Source organism: Streptomyces sp. NPDC002754 (genome assembly GCF_053592315.1).
Window position 1 is genome coordinate 142,114 of the sequence record NZ_JBSFVM010000009.1, and the last position, 19,159, is coordinate 161,272.

Consider the following 19,159-nt stretch of genomic DNA (forward strand, 5'->3'; position numbering starts at 1 on the left):
TCCGCTGGCGATCGGCAGCTCAAGTCTCGCTGACGGGTGGGTACATCGGGCTCCGCCGGCGGGTGGGCACTTCAAGCCGTTCTGGTGGGTGGGCCCGTCAGGCCGCTCTGGCGGGTGGGCATATTGAGCCCCGCCGGCGCTTGAGGCGCGGGGCCGGGGCAGAGCCCCGAGGCCGTGACGGCCGTGCCGCGTCACGTCTCCACGGCCAGCAGATGCACTCCCCAGGCCGGGAGGTCCACGTACAGACCCGTGTCCAGGAGTTCCGCGCCGGAGCGGGTGAAGTGGGTCGTGTCGAGGAGGCTCGTCAACTGCCAGGGGCCTGCGCCCAGGTCGGGCCAGGGGAGGTGGATTCGACCCTGGGCCGGGTGGTCGGAGAGGTTGATCACCGTGAGGAAGTGGCCCGCCGGGCCCGTCCAGCATGATGCGATGAGGGCCGCTGCCGAGTCGTTGTCGGGCCAGCCTGCGCAGTCCAGCAGGCGCCAACTACCCGTGCGCATACCGCTGTTGTGTACGGCCGACAGCAGCAGTTCGTGGAACGAGCGCAGCTCGTCGTCGGCCGGCTCGTCGGGGCGACGGTCGAGGAACACCGGCAGGTGTACGCGGCGGCCGGTGAACTCGCCCTCGTGCCACAGCGTCGCGCCCGGCAGCGTGGCGATGAGGGTGGCTGCCGCTCGCTCCTTCGCCGGAGGCAGCGTGTGCGCGGCCCGTGGCTCGTCGTGGTTCTCCAGGAAGCGGACGAGTCGGCGCTGGTACGTCTCGTCCGCGTGCAGGTGGGCGCGGACCGACGCCGCGTCGTGCGCGAGGATCCGGTCGTAGAGGCGCTTGTCGTAGCAGAAGTCGAAGCCCTGCTGCTGAAGCGTCCATTCGAGGTCCCAGTACGCCTCCGCCGCGAACAGCATGTCCGGGCGCTCGCGGTGCACCGCGTCGATCACCTCCACCCAGAACTCCTCCGTGGGACGCTTCCCGGCCCGCTCGCCCCACGTCCGCTCGAAGACGTCGTTCGTCATCAGCATCGCCATGTCGCAGCGCACCCCGTCGCAGAACCGCCCGATGTGGTCGAGGATCCCGACGGTCGCATGTCGCAACTCCGGTGCGAACGCGTTGAGTTGGACGACGTCGGGCCACGGCGGGAAGTACGGGTCCCGCCCCCGCGCGAGCACCGCGCGCCCCGTGTCGAGGAAGCCGTCCGGGTCCCGCCGCAGGTCCTCGGCGTCGCCGCGCACGAACAGCTGCGGGTACTCGCCCACCCACGGATTGTCGGGGGCCACATGGTTCGGCACGTAGTCGAGGAGCAACCCGACGCCCCTGCGGTTGAGTTCGGTGCGCGCCGCGGTGAGGCCGACGGCCCCGCCCAGCGTTCCGTCCACCTCGTAGCGGCGGATGCAGTACGGGGATCCCGCGATGTCCTGCTCGCCGATGCCGGGGACGGCCGCCTCGAACGCGGCCCGCAGGGCGGGGTTCTGGAGGGCGATGGCGCGGCCCTGCGGGCTGCGCTCCCACACCCCCATCAGCCAGACCACATCGACCCCGGACGGCGTGATCTCGTCCCAGATGTCCTTGGGTACGTCCGCGAGTCCGACCTCGCGGCCGAGCCTGCGGCCCGTCTCCCGCAGCCACACACGGGTGTTGACCTCGTGGATCACGGGCTGTGCCGGTAAAGCGGCCATCGCTGTTACCTCCTCGTGGTCCGCGGCCGGAAGGCGTCGGGGCCGAGCGTGCCGAAGATCTTCATCAGGGCGGCGACGAGCCCCGTCCACCCCGTCTGGTGCGAGGCGCCGATGCCGGCGCCGTTGTCACCGTGGAAGTACTCGTAGAAGGAGACGAGGTCCCGCCAGTGCGGGTCGTCGCGGAAGAGCGGCTGGCCGCCGTAGACCGGGCGGTGTCCGTCCTCGTCGCGCAGGAAGATGCGGGTGAGTCGGGTCGAGATCTCCTCGGCGACCTCGAACAGGTTCTTGCGCACCCCGGACCCCGTCGGGCACTCCACGGTGAGCTCGTCGCCGTAGAAGCCGTACAGGTTGATGAGGCCCCGGATGACGAGGACGTTCATCGGCAGCCACACCGGGCCGCGCCAGTTGGAGTTGCCGCCGAACATCCCGGTGTCGGACTCGGCGGGCAGGTAGCCGACCTTGTACTCCTGGCCGTGCACCCAGAACGTGTACGGGTGCTCCGCGTGCTGCCGGGACAGCGCCCTGATCCCGTACGGGCTGAGGAACTCGTCCTCCGACAGCAGCCGGGACAGTACGCGCACCAGCTTCTTCTCGTCGACTACGGAGAGCAGACGCGGGCCGCCCGCCTTTCCCGCCTGGGCTTGCGCCAGCGTCACCGAAAGGGAGGGGTGGCGTGCGGCGAAGCGTTGCAGTCGCTCGCCGAGGCCGGACAGGCGCTCCAACTGCTGCGGCTGGAAGACGGTGGACGCGCACAGCGGGAGCAGTCCGACCATCGAGCGGACCTTCAGGCGCTGCGCCTGCCCGTCGGGAAGGCGCAGCACGTCGTAGAAGAACCCGTCCTCCTCGTCCCAGAGTTCGTCGCCGAGGTCACCGAGCCGGTCCATGGACGCGGAGATCCACAGATAGTGCTCGACGAACTTCAGGACGAGATCCTCGTACGCCTCGTTCCGCTCGACGAGTTCGAGCGCGATCTGCAGCATCGACTGGCAGTACAGGGCCATCCAGGCCGTGCCGTCGGCCTGTTCGAGGGAGCCCCCTGTCGGCAGTGGGGCGCTGCGGTCGAAGACGCCGATGTTGTCGAGGCCGAGGAAGCCGCCCTGGAAGACGTTGCGGCCGCTGGGGTCCTTGCGGTTGACCCACCATGTGAAGTTCGTCAGGAGCTTTTGGAAGGTGCGCTCCAGGAACGCGTGATCGGCGCGGCCGGTCGTCTCCTTCTCCACCATGTAGACGAAGTACGCGGCCCAGGCGTGCACCGGCGGATTGACGTCGCCGAAGCTCCACTCGTAGGCCGGGATCTGCCCGTTGGGGTGCAGGAAGGAGTCCCGCAGCAGGAGTTCGAGCTGCTGCTTGGCGAAGTCGGTGTCGACGACGGACAGGGCCACCGCGTGGAAGGCGAGGTCCCAGGCCGCGAACCACGGGTACTCCCACTTGTCCGGCATGGACACGATGTCGTCGCTGACCATGTGGAACCACTCGCGGTTGCGCACGCCGTCCCGCGACACGCTCCACGGCGTCACATCGTGCTCGGCGAGCCACGTCTCCAGGTCGAACGCGTAGTACTGCTTGGACCACAGCATTCCGGCGAGCGCCTGGCGCATCACCCGCGCCTCGTCCTCGCTCACGCCCTTCGGCGTCAACTCCCGGTAGAACGCGTCCGCTTCGGCGATCCGGTCGCGGAACACCGAGTCGAAGGCGCGGGCCAGGGTGAGCTGGGCACCGGCGGGTCCGAGTCGCAGCCGCAACGTCTCGGACCCGCCGGCGGGCACGGTGAGTGTGTGGTGGGCGGCGGCCTTGGTGCCCTCGTGGGCCGGGTTGACGGTGTCCGGCTCGCCCTCGACGACGTGGCGGCCGATGCCGTCCTTGACGTACGGGGCGTCGCTCGCCGTGCCGAACAGGCGGGCCTTGTCGGTCTCGTTCTCCGTGAACAGCAGCTCGGCCGAGGCGGAGCAGCGCAGGTCGTAGCTGCCGAGCTCCGGGTGGTCGGCGCGGATCGTGCCGGTGGAGCGGGGGCTCTCGGCCGCCCGCAGTACGGGTTTGGCTGTCGCGGCGGCGTGCTCGCCCCACGACCAGGTGTTGCGGAACCACAGCGTGGGCAGCACGTGCAGTGTCGACTCGTCCGGGCCCCGGTTGTCGACGGTGATCCGCATCAGGATGTCGTCGTGATCCGCCTTGGCGTACTCCACCGTCACGTCGAAGTACCGGTTCTCGGCGAAGGCGCCGGTGTCGAGGAGCTCGTACTCGAACTCCTGGCGGGAACGTGAGCCGTTGACCGCGACGAGGTCGTTGTACGGGTACGGGGTCTGCGGGTACTTGTACAGGTACTTGAGGTAGGAGTGGCTGGGCGTGGCGTCGAGGTAGAAGTAGTACTCCTTGACGTCCTCGCCGTGGTTGCCCTCGGCGTTGGTCAGGCCGAAGGCGCGTTCCTTGAGGATGGGGTCGCGGCCGTTCCACAACGTGACTGCGAGGCAGAGGCGTTGCTTCTCGTCGCAGATGCCGCCGAGGCCGTCTTCGCCCCAGCGGTAAGCGCGGGAGCGGGAGTGGTCGTGGGGGAAGTACGACCAGGCGTCGCCGCCGGGGCTGTAGTCCTCGCGGACGGTGCCCCATTGACGTTCGCTGAGGTAGGGGCCCCAGAGGCGTGCCCGGGGGCCTCCGGCGGTGGTGGGGCCGATGCGTGGCTGCGACTTCATGTGGCCTCCCATGTTGCGGTTCACCGGTGTTGCGGTCGCGGGGCTCTGCCCCGGACCCCGCGCCTCAATCGCCGGCGGGGCTTGATAGTGGTGCTCGGCCAGGTGCGTCAGTCTCGGCAGGGGGGCGCGGGGGTGCCTCACCTTCCGGGGGTGAGCCGTTCCCGCGGGCCGCGAAAGTGACTGTGATCTCGTACGCGGTGAGGAGTACCGCGATCACGAGGAGGGCGGTCCACGAGGACAGGAGGATGGAGATCAGGGCCGCGACGGCCGCGCCGCCGACGCGGAGTACGTCCGCGTGGTGGGTGAGCCAGGGGCGCAACTGGCCGTTCGTGCCCAGGTGTTGGCCCAGTTTCGTGATGCCGTGGCCGGTGGCGCGGGCGCCCTGGGCGGTCCAGCCGCGCAGGGCGGACGGCAGGCGGCCAGGGCCGACGAGGTAGCAGAGGGCGGCGACGGCGACGCCGAGCCACAGGAGTTGGTCGCCCCGTTCGCGGAGCGTCGTGAAGATGGTCCACAGGGCCGAGCGCGCCCCTTCGCGGTAGACGCCCTCCGGGAGTTGGCCGAGCAACTGGTCGCGCACGCCGCGCAGGACGGCCGTCAGGATCGTGACCGTCACCACCAGCCACAGGCCGAGCTGGAGCAGGGTGCGCCGCCGGTTCGGCGACACCCACAGGGAGAGGGCGAGCAGGACCGGGACGGCGATCAGCAGGCCCACCAGCGCGTGCTTGAAGAGCACGACCGCGTCCTGGAGTTGGCTGAGCGTGTTCCGGTTGTAGAGGCGGATCTGCGCGAAGTTCTCGGGCAGGTCCTTGCCGATCGCCTTCTCGATCCGCTGGTGCAGGCCGGGCGGCAGCTCCCCGGAGGACAGCGTCGGCAGGTCGATCTTCTTGCCGAAGACGGACGGGAGTTCGGTCTCCAGGGAGCCCAGCAGGTTGTTGACCACCGGGAGCAGGTTGAGGGTGACCGTGTCGCCCTTCACCTGGACGTTCTCGTTGCGCTTCTCCAGCAGGGCGACGATGCGTTCGTGCGCGAACCGGTTCGTGGTGCGCCACAGCTCCTGGAACCGCTCGTCCGCGATCAGTTGCGAGATCTTCTCGCGCATGAAGTCGTGCACGGCCCCCGTCACCGGGCCCGCCAGGAACGAGGCGCGTGGCGGCAGCGCGTCGGACAGCCGCTGTTCCACGTCGAGTTGGTCGAAGATCTCGTTGGCGAGGTACTTCGAGACCGCGGCGTTCACCTTCGGGTCCTCGGGGAGCGTGCCCACCGTGGAGATCCAGCGGTCCGTGTTGAGAGTCGTCCGCGAACCCCACACCCCGACCACGGAGGTGACCGCGAGCACCGCGACCAGTGCGACGAGGATCGCGGCGATCGTGCGCCGCACCACGAACGTCCGTGCCCGGCGGCGGCGTTCGGTGCCCGCGCGGTCGCGCAGCAGCTCGACCTCGGCGCGCAGCCGTGCCAGTTCCGCGTCGGTGGCGGACGGAGGGCGGGGCGCGGCTTCGGCGGAGCCGGGGGGCTGTTCATCGCTCATGGCGTGGCACCTCCCGCGGTCAGCGTCGCCGCGGTCCGGGCCGCGTTGCTCACCTATGGCGGGTGACGCGCGGAGCGGGCGGCACCGCTGTGATGCCGGTGGAGCTTCACGTAGCGAGCCAAAGACAGTCAGGTAGACAGTCAGAGGGAGACGCCATGGCGGTCATCGGACCGGTGCAGCTGCTCACCATCGAGTTCGGGCCCGACGCCAAGTTCGAGGGGCGGATCGTCGAGGAACTGGCGATCCTTGAGGCGAACGAACAGATCCGCGTCCTCGACATGCTCTTCGTCAGCAAGGAGCCCGCCGGCGGCCTGTTCGCCCTCGACTTCCAGCAGGAGGGGATGGGCGAGACCGTCGCCGCCCTGCTCGGAATCTCCCGGGAGCGGATGCGTGCGGTACGGGAGACGTATCCAAGCCTGGCCGAGGGCAACGCGTTCGGGCTGAGCTCCGGCGACATCAGGGAGATGGCCGAATCCCAGGACCCGGGCACATCGGCGGCGTACATCCTGCTCGAACACGTCTGGGCGAAGCATCTGCGCAAGGCGGTCAGGGACGCCGGCGGGGTGCCCGTCGCCGAGGGGTTCCTCACCGAGGAGGCCCTGGAGCCCGTGGTCGTCGAACTCGCCGCTGCCACCGAGCGGTTGGGCGACCCGGTCGTACCCAAACCCACTCCCGTACCCACTGCCGTACCCAAACCCGGCAACCGTCCCAGGAGGACCTGATGGCCGAACTCGTCGTACTCGGATTCTCGGACAAGGAAAAGGCCGAATCGGTGCTGCGCCTGGCCGGCGAGCTGTCCCGGAAGGAACTGCTGGAGCTCGAGGACGCCGTGGTGGCCTGGCGCACCATGGACGGAAAGATGCACGTCCACCAGACGCACAGCACGACTGGGGCGGGCGCGGCAGGCGGCGCCCTGTGGGGCGCGCTGTTCGGCATGCTCTTCCTGATGCCCGTGTTCGGCGCCGCCGTGGGCGCGGCCACCGGAGCCGCCGCAGGCAAGCTCACCGACATCGGCATCAACGACGCCTTCGTCAAGGAGACCGCCCACGCCCTCGAACCCGGCCGCGCCGCCGTCTTCGCGCTCGTCCGGCGCACCACACCGGACCGGGTACAGGAAGCGCTCCGCCCCTTCGGCCCCACCGTGATCCACACCTCTCTCACCAAGGACCGCGAGGAGGAACTGGTCGAGGCCCTCCAGTCCAAGTAACCGCCGGTCGGCCCACGGGCCCCACCATGCCAACGCGCCGTCCCACCCGGGAACTTCACCCGGGTGAGATGGCGTCTGGCATGTGCCGGACGCGGTGACCCCGGCCCCACACTGGCCTCCCATACGGGGGTGTGGGTCCATGGCGCTGCGAGAGCGAGGGTCACCATGGCCGAGTGGTCACACCGCACACCGGACCGCGAGCACGGCGCGGAACAGGCCGACTCCGTGCCCGCGCTGCCCGACTGGATCGTGCCGCGCCCCCGGCTGACCGACCAACTGGCCAGGGGCGTGCGCGGCCCCCTCACCGTGGTCGTCGGCCCCGTGGGCGCGGGCAAGACGGCCCTCGCCCTGGAATGGGCGCACACCCGGCGCCCGCCGTGGCCGCTCGCCTGGGTCACCTGCGACGGGCCCGCCGAGCACCCCGGAGTGTTCTGGCAGCGGGTGTTCGGCGCGCTGCGGGCCGCGGGCGTCGAGGTGCCCGAGCCCGCCGCGAGCGAGGACGGTCCGCTGCTCGTCGCGACCCTCGCCGACTGTCTCAACGGGCACGGCGAGCCGTCGGTCCTCGTCCTCGACGACTTCCAGCCCGCCCTCGACTCACCGATCGCCCGCGGCGTCACGCACCTGCTCCGGCACGCCCCCGACGCGCTGCGGCTCGTGGTGCTCGCCCGCCGCGACCCGCCCCTGCACCTGCACCGCGGGCGGCTCACCAGCGAGGTCGCCGAATTACGCACCGCGGACCTCGCCTTCGACGACCGGGAGGCGGCGGCCCTCCTGGCCCAGCACGGCATCGACGTGGCCAAGCAGACGGTGAGCACGCTGCGGCGGCGCGCGGACGGCTGGGCCGCGGGGCTGCGGCTCGCCGCGATGTCCATGGAGCGGTGCGGCGATCCCGAGCGGTTCGTCGCGGAGCTTGCGGGCGACGACGAGGCGATCTCCAGCTATCTGGTCGAGGAGGTGCTCGACCAGCAGTCGCCCGGCATGCGCCGACTGCTCCTGACGACGAGCGTCCTCGACCGGGCGAACGCCGAGCTGGCCGCCGAACTCGCGGGCGACACCGACGGCGCCCTGTTCGCGGGACTCGTCCGGGAGAACTCCTTCCTCCGGCCCCTGGGACAGGGCTGGTACCGCTGCCACCAGATGTTCGCCGACGTGCTGCGGACCTGCCTGCGGCACGAGACACCCGGGCTCGTGGCGCCACTGCACCGCACCGCCGCCGCGTGGCTCGCCGAGCACGGTCTGCTCGCCGACGCCGTGCGGCACCTGTTCGCCGCGGGCGACTGGGACGAGGCGGCCCGCCTCATCGTGCGCCGCCTCGCGATCGGGCAGGTGCTCGGCCTCGCCAGGACCCGGCTGCCTGTCGACGCGGGACGGCAGCCGGCCGGGGAACCGTCCGCCGACGAACCGGAGTCCGTGCTGCTCGCGGCGGCCGTCGCCAGGACCCGCCGCGACGACCAGGCGTGCTCCAGGCACCTGGAGCGGGCCACCGAACTCCTCGACGGGATACCGCCGGGGGAGGACGACCGACTCGCGAGGTGCCGGCTCGCCCACGCCGTGATCCGGATGGAACGGCTGCGATGCCGCGATCCGCGGCGCGCCGGGACCGCCGCGGCCGACGCGGAGGCGGCGGCGCCGCACGTCCCTCACACCCTGCTGGCCGAGCGCCCCGAGATCGGGGCCCTCATCCTGACCGTACGGGGCAGCGGAGAGCTGCGGGCCGGCGCCCTGAAGGCCGCGCAGGCGTCCCTCACCCGGGGACTCAAGGCGGCGGGCGCCGCTGGGAACGGCGCGCTGCGCCGGGACTGCCTCGTCGAACTCGCGCTCCTGGAGGCGCTGCGCGGCCGCTTCCGGGCCGCGGACGAGCTCACCGCCCAGGCCGTCAGGGCGCCGATGCCGCCGTGGACCGCGGGCGAGCCCTCGCGCGCCACCCTGCACCTCGTACGGGCCTGGGGCGCCCTGGCGCGCGGCGAGCCGTGCCGGGCCCGGCACGAACTCGCCCATAGCGACGGCGTGTTGGGGAAGGTCTCCGACCCGTTCCTCGCCGAGCTCGGCGGCGTCGTCGCCCGGATCGCGGCCACGATGGAGCGCGGGATCCGGGGCGCCGAGGCCGTCGCGAACGCGGTGACCGTGTCCCGGCTGCCGCAGACGGTGCAGCGGACGCTCGCGCCCACCTGCGCCCGGCTGCTGAGCCCGGCGCAGCCGCACCGCACCCACGCCGCCGGGCCGCCCGAGCGGGACCCGCTCGCGGAGGTCCCCGCCGAGCGGCTCAGCGCACGCGAACGCGATGTCCTCGACCGGCTCGCGCAGATGATGACCACCGAGGAGATCGCCGATGAGCTCTACCTGTCGATCAACACGGTGAAGACACACCTCAAGAGCGTCTACCGCAAACTGGCCGTGTCCCGCCGCTCGGCCGCGGTCCGCAGGGCCCGGGAGCTCCAGATCCTGTGAGCGCCCCGGCCCCGGCCGCGACTCAGACGAGTCCCAACTCCCTTGCCCTGACGAGCGCTTCGGCGCGCGAGCGGGCGCCCAGCTTCCGGTACACGGCGCGCGTGTGGCTCTTGACCGTGTTGTACGAGACGTAGAGATCGTCGGCGATCTGCCGCAGCGGAACCTCCTCCTGCAACTGTCGGAGCACGGCGAGCTGGCGGCCGGTCAACCGCTGCGGCGACGGGTGCGCGCCGTTCTGCCGCGGGACGGGCACCGCGGCGAGCGCGGCCGACGCCCGATGCACGAGCGCACCGGCGGTCCGCGGATCCGCCACGTCCCCCGCGATCTCCACGAGAACACCGGCCACCCACATCAGACAGGTCGTCAGGGCGGCGTCGGCCGCCGCGCTCTCCTCGTGGAGCGGGCACAGCTGGAGGCGGAGCGCCATGACGCGCCCCGTGTTCCCCGGATCGTCGACCGTGCGCGGGCACTGTGCTGTGGGCATGCCCCTCACCTCCCCATGTGGAGGGCATCACCCCACCACGGTGCGGTGCGCGGGCACGCGGCGAAAGGGGGCTTACGCGCCGTTCTCGAGGAGGTCCGAATCGTTACCGGGGCCGACCGGCTGCTATCCGCGTGCCTCGCGCGGCCCGGGGAGGCGGCGGACCTCGAGAAGTTCGAGGCCGAGGCCCTGGATGCGGTCGAGGATCCCGTACAGGGCGGCCTGGTCGAGCCCCGCGCCGACCAGCACCGTTTCGGCGGGGCGCAGCACGACCGTCAGCTCGTCGAACGCCGACCGGAAGGCCTCGCCGAGCCTGCCCCTGACACGGATCTCGAAGTCGCCGCCACCGGAGGGCGTTCCGGCCGGCTCGCGGCCCGGACCCGTGTGTGAACCGCCCATGACGCCACCTCCCGTGCGAGCGTCGTCCCGCACGCCATTCTCCCGGCGACCGCACCGCCGGGGGCATCACCTCGCACGGGTGACAGCCGCGCGTGGGGGCGAGGCTCATCCGCTGCGGGTGAACCGTTTTTGGTGGCGCGGGCCGCATGCTCCGGTTCCATCGGGTCCTGATCCACCGAGATCGAGGAGGGTTGCGACATGGCCGAGCCAGAGCCCCGTGTCCGTCCGGCCGCCGTCGGCGGAGTCGTCTTCGCCGCGTTCGTGATGGGCATCATCGGCGCCTTTCACGCCATCGCCGGCCTCGCCGCGGTGCTCAACGACAACTTCACCCAGGCGCAGAACGACTACGCGTACGACTTTGACGTCAACGCGCGCGGCTGGGTGCAGATGATCACCGGGGTCATCGTCTTCGCCGCGGCGGTCAGCCTCTTCAGCGGCCGAACCTGGGCGCGGATCGTCGTCATGACCATCGCGGCGATGAGCGCGCTGGAGAACTTCTTCTTCACCCCGTACCAGCCCGTCTGGTCGGCGATCCTCATCGCCCTCGACATCCTCGTGATCTGGTCCCTCGCCATGTACGGACACCGCGAGGCGCACAAGGTCTACGGGGCGCCGCTCTGAACCCCTCACGGGCGCCGTACCGTCAGGGCCAGGCCCGTGATGCCGCGCCAGTCCAGCGGCGGGCGTTCGCGGTACGTTCCCGGGCGCTGCCTCGGCACGATCACCCGCAGCGCGCCGGGGCGCACGTCGATGCGTACGGGGACGTCCATCCGCACCGCCTCGCCGTCGAGGCCGACGGGGATCGAGTCCTGGTCGGCGTCGACGACCACCGAGTCGGCGGTCCGTGTCGTCACACCGGTGGACCGGCTGCCGCGCAGCAGCCCGGCGGCCTGGGCGGCGCTCGTGACCCGCACGGCGACGCAGCCGAGGATCCCGCCGTCGAGCCGGGTGCGCCGGCCGAGGCCCGCGATGTCATGGGCGCCATAGGGGTTGTTGCTCACCAACAGGGCCTGTGGCTCCGCGACTTCGTGCTCGCCGACCCGCGCGGTGAGCTCCGCGCCCTTGTGCCGGGTCAGTAGGTCTGGCAGCAGATCGAGGGTGGTACGGGTCTTGTCGTCGCGGTAGGCCGGGCTCTGCACCACCTCGGCGTACGCCCCGAACGAGACGTTGTTGACGAACGGGTGGCCGCCCGCCCGGCCGAGGTCGACCCGCAGCTGCACGCCGTCGGCCAGCGCGTCCAGCGCCTTCGACGGGTCCTCGCGGTCCAGGCCCAGGTCGAGGGCGAAGTGGTTGCGGGTCCCCGCGGGGATCACCAGGAACGGCAGGCCGAGTTCGGCGGCCACGTCCGCGACGAGCGCCTGTGTGCCGTCGCCGCCCGCGACGCCGAGCAGATCCGCCCCGGCGGCGGCGCGCTCCCGGGCAAGCGCCGCCACGTCGATCGTCTCGGGCCCCTCCAACAGCACGACGTCCGCGCCCAGTTGCTCGGCCTTCGCGCGCAGGTCGAAACGGTCGACCTTGCCGCCGCCCGAGCGCGGGTTCATGATCAGCACCGGCCGGTGGAACGCGGGCGCTGCCGTCTCCTCGGGCGCCGGGGCCGGGGTCGAGCGCGGCCCCAGCGCCGCCCGCCCCGCACCCGCGGCGAGCAGCCAGAGCCCGCCCGACACCAGCACCACCCACACCAGGTGCGCGCGGGCGTACGCGACGAGCACCCAGACCGGCGCCGCGACGGCCAGAAGCAACGCCAGATACCGCGCGGGCCCCCGCCTGCTGAGCACCCACCACACGGCGGCGGCCGTGACCGCCGTCCCCAGGATCCCCGCGCCGAGCAGCGCGAAGGTCCGCAACCCCGCGAAGGCGGCCAGGACCAGCACGGCGCCCGCCGCGGCGGCCAGCGACCCACGCGCCAGCCATCGTTGCCCCGGTCCCTGTACCTGTGTCGTCGGTTCCATGACCGGCAGTCTGCGACCGGGAGGCCCGCGCGGACTCACCCCCGGGAGGCGACCTCACACCGGCGGGGTGACGTCGCGGCGCCCGGCCCGGCGCACGGTGTGCACAGCCAGGAAGGAGCCCGCCATGACCGAGATGACGAGCCGTCGCCGCAGCGCGCGCGAACGGGTGAGCACGGGCAGGTCCGCGAGGTCCCGCGCCCCGCGCTCCGGGCACGCCGACTACGCCCCCGCCGCCGACCGCCCCGACCCCGTCGACATCCTGGAGAAGCAGTCGGCGGCCAGGCTGCCGGAGCTCGTACCGATCCGCTACGGCCGCATGCTGGAGTCGCCGTTCCGCTTCTTCCGGGGCGCCGCCGCGATCATGGCGTCCGATCTGGCGCACACACCCGTCACCGGCCTGCGGGCCCAACTCTGCGGCGACGCCCACCTGTTGAACTTCCGGCTGCTCGCCTCCCCGGAGCGGCGCCTGATGTTCGACATCAACGACTTCGACGAGACGCTGCGCGGGCCGTGGGAGTGGGACGTCAAGCGGCTCGCCGCCAGCCTCGTCATCGCGGGCCGCGGCAACGGCTTCGGCCGTCCGGAGCGCGAGCGCGCGGTGCGGGCCACGGCCGCCTCGTACCGGCAGTCGATGGAGCGGTTCGCCGGGATGCGCACGCTCGACGTGTGGTACTCGCGGATCGAAGCGGAGGAGCTGTACGCCGCCGTGTCCGGGAAGCTGGACGGCCGCACCCGGCGGCGCATGTCGCACGCCCTGGGAAAGGCCCGCGGCCGTGACCACCTCCAGGCCCTGGAGAAGCTCGCCCACGTCGTCGAAGGCGAACCGCGCATCGCGGCCGACCCGCCCCTGATCACTCCGCTCGACCAACTGCTGCCCGGTGTCGAACGCAAGCAGCTGGAGGCGCAGTTGATCGACCTGATCGAGCGGTACGCGCGCACACTCAGCGCCGAACGCAGGGCGCTGCTCGGCCAGTACCGGGTCGTCGACATGGCGCGCAAGGTGGTCGGCGTGGGCAGTGTGGGCACCCGCTGCTGGATCGTTCTGCTGCTCGGCGGCGACGGCAGAGACGTCAACGATCCGCTGCTGTTGCAGGCGAAGGAGGCGGGGCCCTCCGTGCTCGCGGAGTTCGCGGGGCCCGGCGCCCACGCCAACCAGGGCGAGCGCGTCGTCGTCGGGCAGCGCCTCATGCAGGCGGCCGGCGACATGTTCCTCGGCTGGGAGCGGGTGGAGGGCCTCGACGGCCGCCAACGTGACTTCTATGTACGGCAGTTGAGGGACTGGAAGGTGATTCCGCAGGCGGATCTGATGTCCCCGCGCGTCATGGGCCTGTTCGGCCGGGCCTGCGGCGCGACGCTGGCCCGCGCCCACGCCCGCTCGGGCGACCGCGTCGCCATCGCCGCCTACCTGGGCCGCTCCGACCGCTTCGACCAGGCACTCGCCCGCTTCGCGGAGGCCTACGCCGACCAGAACGAGCGCGACCACAAGGCGCTCGCCGCCGCCGCGCGGGACGGCAGGGTGACCGTGGAGTCAGCGTGACCCGGTGACCGTCGTGCCGCCGAGCCGGCGCCGCAGGAACTCCTCCTCGGCCAAGACGCGTCCGACGGCCACGCCGAACACCACCATGGTGAAGAACAGGATCAGCCAGGACAGCACCGTGAACACCGAACCGAGAGCCCCGTAGCGCTCCACACTCATCCGCAGCGCATGCGGCAGCCACAGCCCCGACGCCCCACAGAACGCGACGACTCCCGCCGCGGTCAGCAGCGCCCCCGGCAGCAGCGGCAGCCACGGCACCCGCCCGGCGAGCAGCAGATGCTGGGTCCACCACCACATCAGCGCGGCCGCCGCGAACTGCAAGGGGTAGCCGAGGAGCACGCCCGCGCCGAACGCCCGGTGCAGCGTGCCCTGCACGATCAGCATCACCACCCACACGAGCAGCCACACCGCCCACCGCCACGCCACCAACCTGACCCCGGAGTGGGACACGTCCCAGGCGCGCTCGCACAGCCGTTGCAGGGCCCGGGTGAACGCGGTGGCGGAGAGCAGCGCCACCAGCACACCGGCCGCGCCCCAACTGTGCAGCGCGGCATCACCGCCCCCGGTCACCTCCTCGGCCTGCCGCGCCACCGCCCCGGACGTCCCGGTCAACGTACGCAGCGAGCGCAGGAGTTCATCCCGTACCACCTGCGGACAGAACGAGGCGAGGGCGATGAGCATCGGCAGGGCGGCCAGGAACGCCTGCGCGGCGAGCCGCGTCGCCATGTCCAGGATGGTGACGTGCACCAGCTGCTGCACGATCCGGCCCGCCAGGGGCCGGGCGGCATCCGTGATCGTCATGACAACGCCCTCCCGGGGCGGGGGACCCGCACTCCTGCCGGGCACTGTCGGGCCGGGCGCCGGGACGCACGTCGCCCGCGCCGGGTGACACACCACCTGGATGTAGGCTCCACGGATGGTGACGCACGAGCGGGAAATCGTGGATCCGGTGGACCTGTGCCACCCCGACGGCAGCCTCGACCAGGCGGCGGTCGGCTGGTCGAGGACGCCCGTGCACCGCGCCAATCTGCGCGGGTGGGGGCGGACCAAGCGCTGGGAGCACTGGTGCGTGACCACGCCGACGCATCTCGTCGCGCTGACCGTGAGCGACCTGGACTTCATCGCCCTCAACTCCGTCTATCTGCTCGAATTCGGGGCGCAGGGGCGGGAGTTCGAGCGCGCCGCCGTCGTTCCGCTCGGGCGCGGGGTGCGGCTGCCGGACCGGGTGGCGGGGGCCCCGGGCGTACCGGACGTGGTGGTCGGGCCCGCCCGGCCGACCGGCGGCAAGGTGCGGATCGAGATCCGCGACGAGGAGGGCGGCGTCCGGCTGCGCGGCCGGTGCCTCACGCCCGACCGGCTCCCGGTCGACATCGACCTGCTGGTCGCGCGGCCGAAGGACCATGAGTCGCTGAGTGTCGTCGTGCCGTGGGGCGCGCGGCGGTTCCAGTACACCTCGAAGCAGACCGCGCTGCCCGCGACGGGACGGGTCCGGATCGGCGGTGAGCGGCTGGAGTTCGGCGAGGGCGAGAGCTGGGCCGTGCTCGACCACGGGCGCGGGCGCTGGCCGCGCACCGTCGACTGGAACTGGGGCGCCGCCTCCGGACGCTCGGACGGACACACGCTGGGCCTGCAATTCGGCGGCCGGTGGACCGCGGGCACCGGCTCCACCGAGAACGGGCTGTGCGTGGACGGCCGGCTCACGAAGATCGGGGAGGAGCTGGACTGGCGCTGGTCGACCACCGACCCGCTCGCTCCCTGGAGCATCCGCACGACCGCGTCGGAGCAGGTCGACCTGACGTTCACGCCGTTCCACAACCGGTCCTCCCACACGGACCTCGGGCTGCTCGCCAACCACACCGACCAACGCTTCGGCCATTACGACGGCCACGTGCGCACCGACGACGGCACCGAGATCGCCGTGCGGGAACTGCTGGGCTGGGCCGAGGACGTACGCATGCGCTGGTGACCTAACCGGACCGGAAGACGGGCCCCGCCCCACCCGGGCGGGGCTTTCGCGTGCCCGGATTCCCCTGGCCCGATCCCACATTTGCGTAAAGGTGATCGAAACAAGCCTTGACCCATCAACTTCGAGCAAATAGCGTCCTTGCATTCCGGTCGACTCTTCACCAGGAAGGCTCCCTGTGCGCAGGCGCTCTCTCCTCGCCGCGGCCGCCACGACACTCGCGGCAGCGCCGCTCACGTCCGGCTGCGGTCCCTCCTCGTCGAATGCCTCTATGGCCAAGGGCGGCGATTCGCGGCGCGGCCACCTCACGTACGGCGTCTGGGACGTCTACCAACTGCCCGCCATGCAGCGCGCGGCCCGCGCCTTCGAGCGGTCCCGGCCGGGCGTGAGCGTCGACGTCCAGCTGACCCCGAACGGGACGTACTGGACGAAGCTGCGCACCGCCTGCACCGGCGGCGCCGCACCCGACGTGTTCTGGATGAACGGGCCCAACTTCGGCATGTACGCCGACGCAGGGCAGCTGCTCCCCCTGGACACCGGCGGCGACGACGCCGTGCTCCGCACCGACGACTTCCCGTCCGAACTGGTCTCCCTGTACCGCTGGAAGGGCACCCAGTACGGCGCTCCGAAGGACTTCGACACCGTCGCCCTCTGGTACAACAAGGAGCTCTTCGACCGGGCCAAGGTGCCGTATCCGGACGCCCACTGGACCTGGCAGGACCTCATCGAGAACTCGCAGCGGCTCACCGACCGCAAGCGCGGGATCTACGGGGTGGGGGCGCCCGTCCGCGCCCAGGAGAACTACTACGACTCCATCCCGCAGGCCGGCGGATGGGTCATCTCCGCCGACAAGCAGCAATCCGGATACGCCGACGAGAAGACCCGCGACGGGCTGCGGCTGTGGATCGACCTGATCCACCGGTACCGCAGCTCGCCCACCCTCCAGCAGATGGCCGACACCGACCCCACCCAGATGTTCCAGTCGGGCACGCTGGCCATGACCTACGAGGCGTCCTACAACGCCGCGACCTTCCACACCGACCGCGAGCTGCGGGCCAAGATCGACGTCGCGCCGATACCCAAGGGGAAGCACCGCGCAGGCGTGCTGCACGGCCTCGCCAACGTCGTCTACGCCCGCACGCCCAACCCCGAACTCGCCCGCGACTTCGTCCGCTTCCTCGGCACCGAACGCATCTCCCTCCTCCAGGGCAAGTACGGCACCGCGATCCCCGCCCGCAACGGCACCGCGCAGCCATGGGCCGCCGGAATGCCGCACTTCAACCTCCAGGTGCACCTGGACGCGCTCGACGACGCGGTGCTGTATCCCAGCTCCGCCAACAGCGCGGCCTGGCAGCACAAGGAACAGATGTGGCTCGCCAAGGCGTGGAGCGGTGTCGAGAGCCTCGAATCCGCCACCGACTCCCTCGCGGACGCCATGAACCAGCTGCTCGCGCAGGAGAGGAAGGGCAGGGCCTGATGAGCGTCGACACGCAGCCGAAAGCGGCGGTTCCCGCGCAACGCAGCCACCAACAACCGTTGAACAACAAGGAGTTGAAGCGCCGCGAGCGCCGGTTCCAGCACCGCGACAAGTGGTGGGGCTACGCCCTCATCGCCCCCGCCGGGCTCGGCCTCGCCGTCTTCTACCTGTGGCCCGTGGTGCAGACGGTGTACTACAGCCTCACCGAATGGGGCCCCTTCGGCGGGACGACCTGGATCGGCGCCGCCAACTACCGCACCCTCGTCGGCGACCCGGAGTTCTGGCAGTCCCTCGGCAACACCGCCATCTACACCGGACTCGTCCTCCTCGGCATCCCGCTCTCCATGGTGATCGCCGTGCTGCTCAACCTGAAGGGGCTGCGCGGCACCGGCATCTACCGGACCCTCTACTTCCTCCCGGTCGTCACGATGCCCGCCGCGGTCGCCGTCGTCTGGCGCTGGCTCTACAACGGCGACGCCGGCATCCTCAACCACGCGCTGTCCACGATCGGCATCGACGGCACCCACTGGGTGTCCGACCCGGGCACCATCCGCTTCGCGGTCGCCGTCGTCGGCGTGTGGATGACCGTCGGCTACAACATGATCCTGCTGCTCGCCGGGTTGCAGTCCATCCCCGGCGACTACTACGAGGCCGCCGCCCTCGACGGCGCGGGCCGCGTACGGCAGTTCGTCTCGGTCACCCTCCCGCTGATGAGCCCCACACTGTTCTTCACCACCGTGCTCTCGGTGATCCAGTCGCTCCAGGTCTTCGACCTCGTCTACCTGATGCTCGGCGCCAACACACAGAACGCGCTGCAGAACCCGGCCTACGGCGAGGGTCAGACAGTGGTGATGCTCTTCTTCCAGAAGGCGTTCTTCGACAACCAGCGCGGCTACGGCGCGGCCATCGTGTGCGTCCTGTTCGTCCTCATCATGGCGCTGACCGCCGTCCAGTTCCGGCTGCAGAAGAAGTGGGTCCACTATGCGTAAGACGGACACCCGACAGGGACGGATCTGGCCCGCCCACGTCCTGCTCGTGCTCGGCGCCGTGATCACCGTGTTCCCGCTGCTGTGGGAGCTGCTGACCTCGTTCAAGAGCTTCGGCGAGTCCGTGCGCGTACCGCCGACGATCCTGCCCGCGCACTGGGACTTCTCGAACTACGTCAAGGTCTTCGACGGCGTCCCGTTCGGGACGCAGTTCGTGAACACGACGATCATGGCGCTGCTGCGGACCGCCGCACAGATCCTGCTGTGCTCGATGGCCGCGTACGCCTTCGCCCGCATCCGCTTCCCCGGACGCGGCCCGATCTTCCTGGGCTTCCTCGCCGTCCTGATGGTGCCCGGCCAGCTCTTCCTGCTGCCGCAGTACCAGATCATGCAGAGCCTCGGCTGGCTCGACTCCATGCAGGCGCTCGTCGTCCCCGGCATGTTCTCCGCGTTCGGCACCTTCCTGCTCCGCCAGTTCTTCATGGGACTGCCCGAGGAGGTGGAGGAAGCGGCCCGGCTCGACGGTGCCAACCCCTTCACCGTCTTCTGGCGCATCGCGCTGCCGCTCGCCCGCCCCGGGCTTCTCGCGCTCGGCATCCTCACGTTCCTCTGGTCCTGGAACGACCTGATGTGGCCGCTCATCGTCAACACCGACCCGGCCAAGATGCCGCTGTCGGCGGGCCTCGCCTCGCTCCAGGGCGCCCACCTCACCGAGTACCCGGTGCTGATGGCGGGGTCCCTGCTCGCCACGCTTCCGGTGATCGTGGTGTTCGTCGCGATGCAGCGCCAGTTCATCCAAGGCATCGCTTTCTCCGGCATGAAGGGCTGAC

16 protein-coding genes are annotated in these 19,159 nt (G+C 71.2%); 9 read left to right on the top strand and 7 right to left on the bottom strand.

Annotation, left to right across the window (positions count from 1 at the left end):
• Window positions 1-191: 191 nt before the first annotated feature.
• The 3 genes from ACWD2L_RS20605 to ACWD2L_RS20615 form a co-directional block, all read right to left on the bottom strand.
• Window positions 192-1,667, bottom strand: a complete 1,476-nt coding sequence (locus tag ACWD2L_RS20605) for an alpha-amylase family protein (protein ID WP_351331038.1) — start codon at window positions 1,665-1,667, stop codon at window positions 192-194.
• Window positions 1,668-1,672: 5 nt separating this feature from the next.
• Entirely contained in the window at window positions 1,673-4,354 is a 2,682-nt protein-coding gene (locus ACWD2L_RS20610; RefSeq protein WP_351331037.1) for an MGH1-like glycoside hydrolase domain-containing protein, read from the bottom strand.
• A gap of 64 nt (window positions 4,355-4,418) precedes the next feature.
• A complete protein-coding gene (locus ACWD2L_RS20615; RefSeq protein WP_351331036.1) occupies window positions 4,419-5,882 on the bottom strand; it encodes a hypothetical protein in 1,464 nt (487 codons plus the stop codon).
• A 155-nt stretch (window positions 5,883-6,037) separates the two neighbouring features.
• On the opposite strand from ACWD2L_RS20615, the gene ACWD2L_RS20620 reads away from it, so the two are divergent.
• From ACWD2L_RS20620 to ACWD2L_RS20630, 3 genes are all read left to right on the top strand, one after another.
• Window positions 6,038-6,604: a DUF1269 domain-containing protein gene (locus tag ACWD2L_RS20620; RefSeq protein WP_351331035.1), complete on the top strand. Its 567-nt coding sequence runs from the start codon at window positions 6,038-6,040 to the stop codon at window positions 6,602-6,604.
• A complete protein-coding gene (locus ACWD2L_RS20625; protein WP_351331034.1) occupies window positions 6,604-7,089 on the top strand; it encodes a DUF1269 domain-containing protein in 486 nt (161 codons plus the stop codon). Before ACWD2L_RS20620 ends, ACWD2L_RS20625 begins: the two co-directional genes overlap by 1 nt.
• Before the next feature lie 165 nt (window positions 7,090-7,254).
• Window positions 7,255-9,537 (top strand): LuxR C-terminal-related transcriptional regulator, encoded by a 2,283-nt coding sequence (locus tag ACWD2L_RS20630; RefSeq protein WP_351331033.1) that lies wholly within the window; start codon window positions 7,255-7,257, stop codon window positions 9,535-9,537.
• A gap of 22 nt (window positions 9,538-9,559) precedes the next feature.
• On the opposite strand, the gene ACWD2L_RS20635 is transcribed toward ACWD2L_RS20630, so the two are convergent.
• Window positions 9,560-10,021: a response regulator transcription factor gene (locus tag ACWD2L_RS20635; RefSeq protein ID WP_351331032.1), complete on the bottom strand. Its 462-nt coding sequence runs from the start codon at window positions 10,019-10,021 to the stop codon at window positions 9,560-9,562.
• 123 nt (window positions 10,022-10,144) lie between these two features.
• A complete protein-coding gene (locus tag ACWD2L_RS20640) occupies window positions 10,145-10,417 on the bottom strand; it encodes a hypothetical protein (RefSeq protein ID WP_351331031.1) in 273 nt (90 codons plus the stop codon).
• 198 nt (window positions 10,418-10,615) lie between these two features.
• On the opposite strand from ACWD2L_RS20640, the gene ACWD2L_RS20645 reads away from it, so the two are divergent.
• Window positions 10,616-11,038 carry a DUF7144 family membrane protein gene (locus ACWD2L_RS20645; RefSeq protein ID WP_351331030.1) on the top strand — a complete coding sequence of 141 codons (423 nt, stop codon included), beginning with the start codon at window positions 10,616-10,618 and terminating at the stop codon, window positions 11,036-11,038.
• 5 nt (window positions 11,039-11,043) lie between these two features.
• Here the strand turns inward: ACWD2L_RS20645 and ACWD2L_RS20650 are convergent, their stop codons facing one another.
• Window positions 11,044-12,366, bottom strand: coding sequence for a diacylglycerol/lipid kinase family protein (locus ACWD2L_RS20650; RefSeq protein ID WP_351331029.1), 1,323 nt, complete (start codon window positions 12,364-12,366; stop codon window positions 11,044-11,046).
• Between the two features lie 124 nt (window positions 12,367-12,490).
• Here ACWD2L_RS20650 and ACWD2L_RS20655 point away from each other — a divergent pair, with 124 nt between their 5' ends.
• The gene (locus ACWD2L_RS20655; RefSeq protein WP_351331028.1) at window positions 12,491-13,903 is read left to right on the top strand and encodes a DUF2252 domain-containing protein; all 1,413 of its coding nucleotides are present in this window, start codon (window positions 12,491-12,493) and stop codon (window positions 13,901-13,903) included.
• On the opposite strand, the gene ACWD2L_RS20660 is transcribed toward ACWD2L_RS20655, so the two are convergent.
• Window positions 13,895-14,704, bottom strand: coding sequence for a YhjD/YihY/BrkB family envelope integrity protein (locus ACWD2L_RS20660; RefSeq protein WP_351331027.1), 810 nt, complete (start codon window positions 14,702-14,704; stop codon window positions 13,895-13,897). The genes ACWD2L_RS20655 and ACWD2L_RS20660 overlap by 9 nt on opposite strands.
• 115 nt (window positions 14,705-14,819) lie before the next feature.
• On the opposite strand from ACWD2L_RS20660, the gene ACWD2L_RS20665 reads away from it, so the two are divergent.
• From ACWD2L_RS20665 to ACWD2L_RS20680, 4 genes are all read left to right on the top strand, one after another.
• Window positions 14,820-15,869 (top strand): DUF2804 domain-containing protein, encoded by a 1,050-nt coding sequence (locus ACWD2L_RS20665; protein WP_351331026.1) that lies wholly within the window; start codon window positions 14,820-14,822, stop codon window positions 15,867-15,869.
• A gap of 175 nt (window positions 15,870-16,044) precedes the next feature.
• Complete coding sequence (locus ACWD2L_RS20670) at window positions 16,045-17,343, top strand: ABC transporter substrate-binding protein (RefSeq protein WP_351331025.1); 1,299 nt, start codon at window positions 16,045-16,047, stop codon at window positions 17,341-17,343.
• Entirely contained in the window at window positions 17,343-18,332 is a 990-nt protein-coding gene (locus tag ACWD2L_RS20675) for a carbohydrate ABC transporter permease (RefSeq protein ID WP_351331024.1), read from the top strand. The genes ACWD2L_RS20670 and ACWD2L_RS20675 overlap by 1 nt, the downstream gene beginning before the upstream one ends.
• Window positions 18,325-19,158: a carbohydrate ABC transporter permease gene (locus ACWD2L_RS20680; RefSeq protein ID WP_351331023.1), complete on the top strand. Its 834-nt coding sequence runs from the start codon at window positions 18,325-18,327 to the stop codon at window positions 19,156-19,158. Before ACWD2L_RS20675 ends, ACWD2L_RS20680 begins: the two co-directional genes overlap by 8 nt.
• Window position 19,159: the final 1 nt, after the last annotated feature.

What these genes read in the sequence shown, in the direction of transcription:
- ACWD2L_RS20605 (WP_351331038.1), bottom strand. Translation starts at nt 1,667, where the DNA reads ATGGCCGCTTTACCGGCACAGCCCGTGATCCACGAGGTCAACACCCGT.
- ACWD2L_RS20610 (WP_351331037.1), bottom strand. Translation starts at nt 4,354, where the DNA reads ATGAAGTCGCAGCCACGCATCGGCCCCACCACCGCCGGAGGCCCCCGG.
- ACWD2L_RS20615 (WP_351331036.1), bottom strand. Translation starts at nt 5,882, where the DNA reads ATGAGCGATGAACAGCCCCCCGGCTCCGCCGAAGCCGCGCCCCGCCCT.
- ACWD2L_RS20620 (WP_351331035.1), top strand. Translation starts at nt 6,038, where the DNA reads ATGGCGGTCATCGGACCGGTGCAGCTGCTCACCATCGAGTTCGGGCCC.
- ACWD2L_RS20625 (WP_351331034.1), top strand. Translation starts at nt 6,604, where the DNA reads ATGGCCGAACTCGTCGTACTCGGATTCTCGGACAAGGAAAAGGCCGAA.
- ACWD2L_RS20630 (WP_351331033.1), top strand. Translation starts at nt 7,255, where the DNA reads ATGGCCGAGTGGTCACACCGCACACCGGACCGCGAGCACGGCGCGGAA.
- ACWD2L_RS20635 (WP_351331032.1), bottom strand. Translation starts at nt 10,021, where the DNA reads ATGCCCACAGCACAGTGCCCGCGCACGGTCGACGATCCGGGGAACACG.
- ACWD2L_RS20640 (WP_351331031.1), bottom strand. Translation starts at nt 10,417, where the DNA reads ATGGGCGGTTCACACACGGGTCCGGGCCGCGAGCCGGCCGGAACGCCC.
- ACWD2L_RS20645 (WP_351331030.1), top strand. Translation starts at nt 10,616, where the DNA reads ATGGCCGAGCCAGAGCCCCGTGTCCGTCCGGCCGCCGTCGGCGGAGTC.
- ACWD2L_RS20650 (WP_351331029.1), bottom strand. Translation starts at nt 12,366, where the DNA reads ATGGAACCGACGACACAGGTACAGGGACCGGGGCAACGATGGCTGGCG.
- ACWD2L_RS20655 (WP_351331028.1), top strand. Translation starts at nt 12,491, where the DNA reads ATGACCGAGATGACGAGCCGTCGCCGCAGCGCGCGCGAACGGGTGAGC.
- ACWD2L_RS20660 (WP_351331027.1), bottom strand. Translation starts at nt 14,704, where the DNA reads ATGACGATCACGGATGCCGCCCGGCCCCTGGCGGGCCGGATCGTGCAG.
- ACWD2L_RS20665 (WP_351331026.1), top strand. Translation starts at nt 14,820, where the DNA reads ATGGTGACGCACGAGCGGGAAATCGTGGATCCGGTGGACCTGTGCCAC.
- ACWD2L_RS20675 (WP_351331024.1), top strand. Translation starts at nt 17,343, where the DNA reads ATGAGCGTCGACACGCAGCCGAAAGCGGCGGTTCCCGCGCAACGCAGC.
- ACWD2L_RS20680 (WP_351331023.1), top strand. Translation starts at nt 18,325, where the DNA reads ATGCGTAAGACGGACACCCGACAGGGACGGATCTGGCCCGCCCACGTC.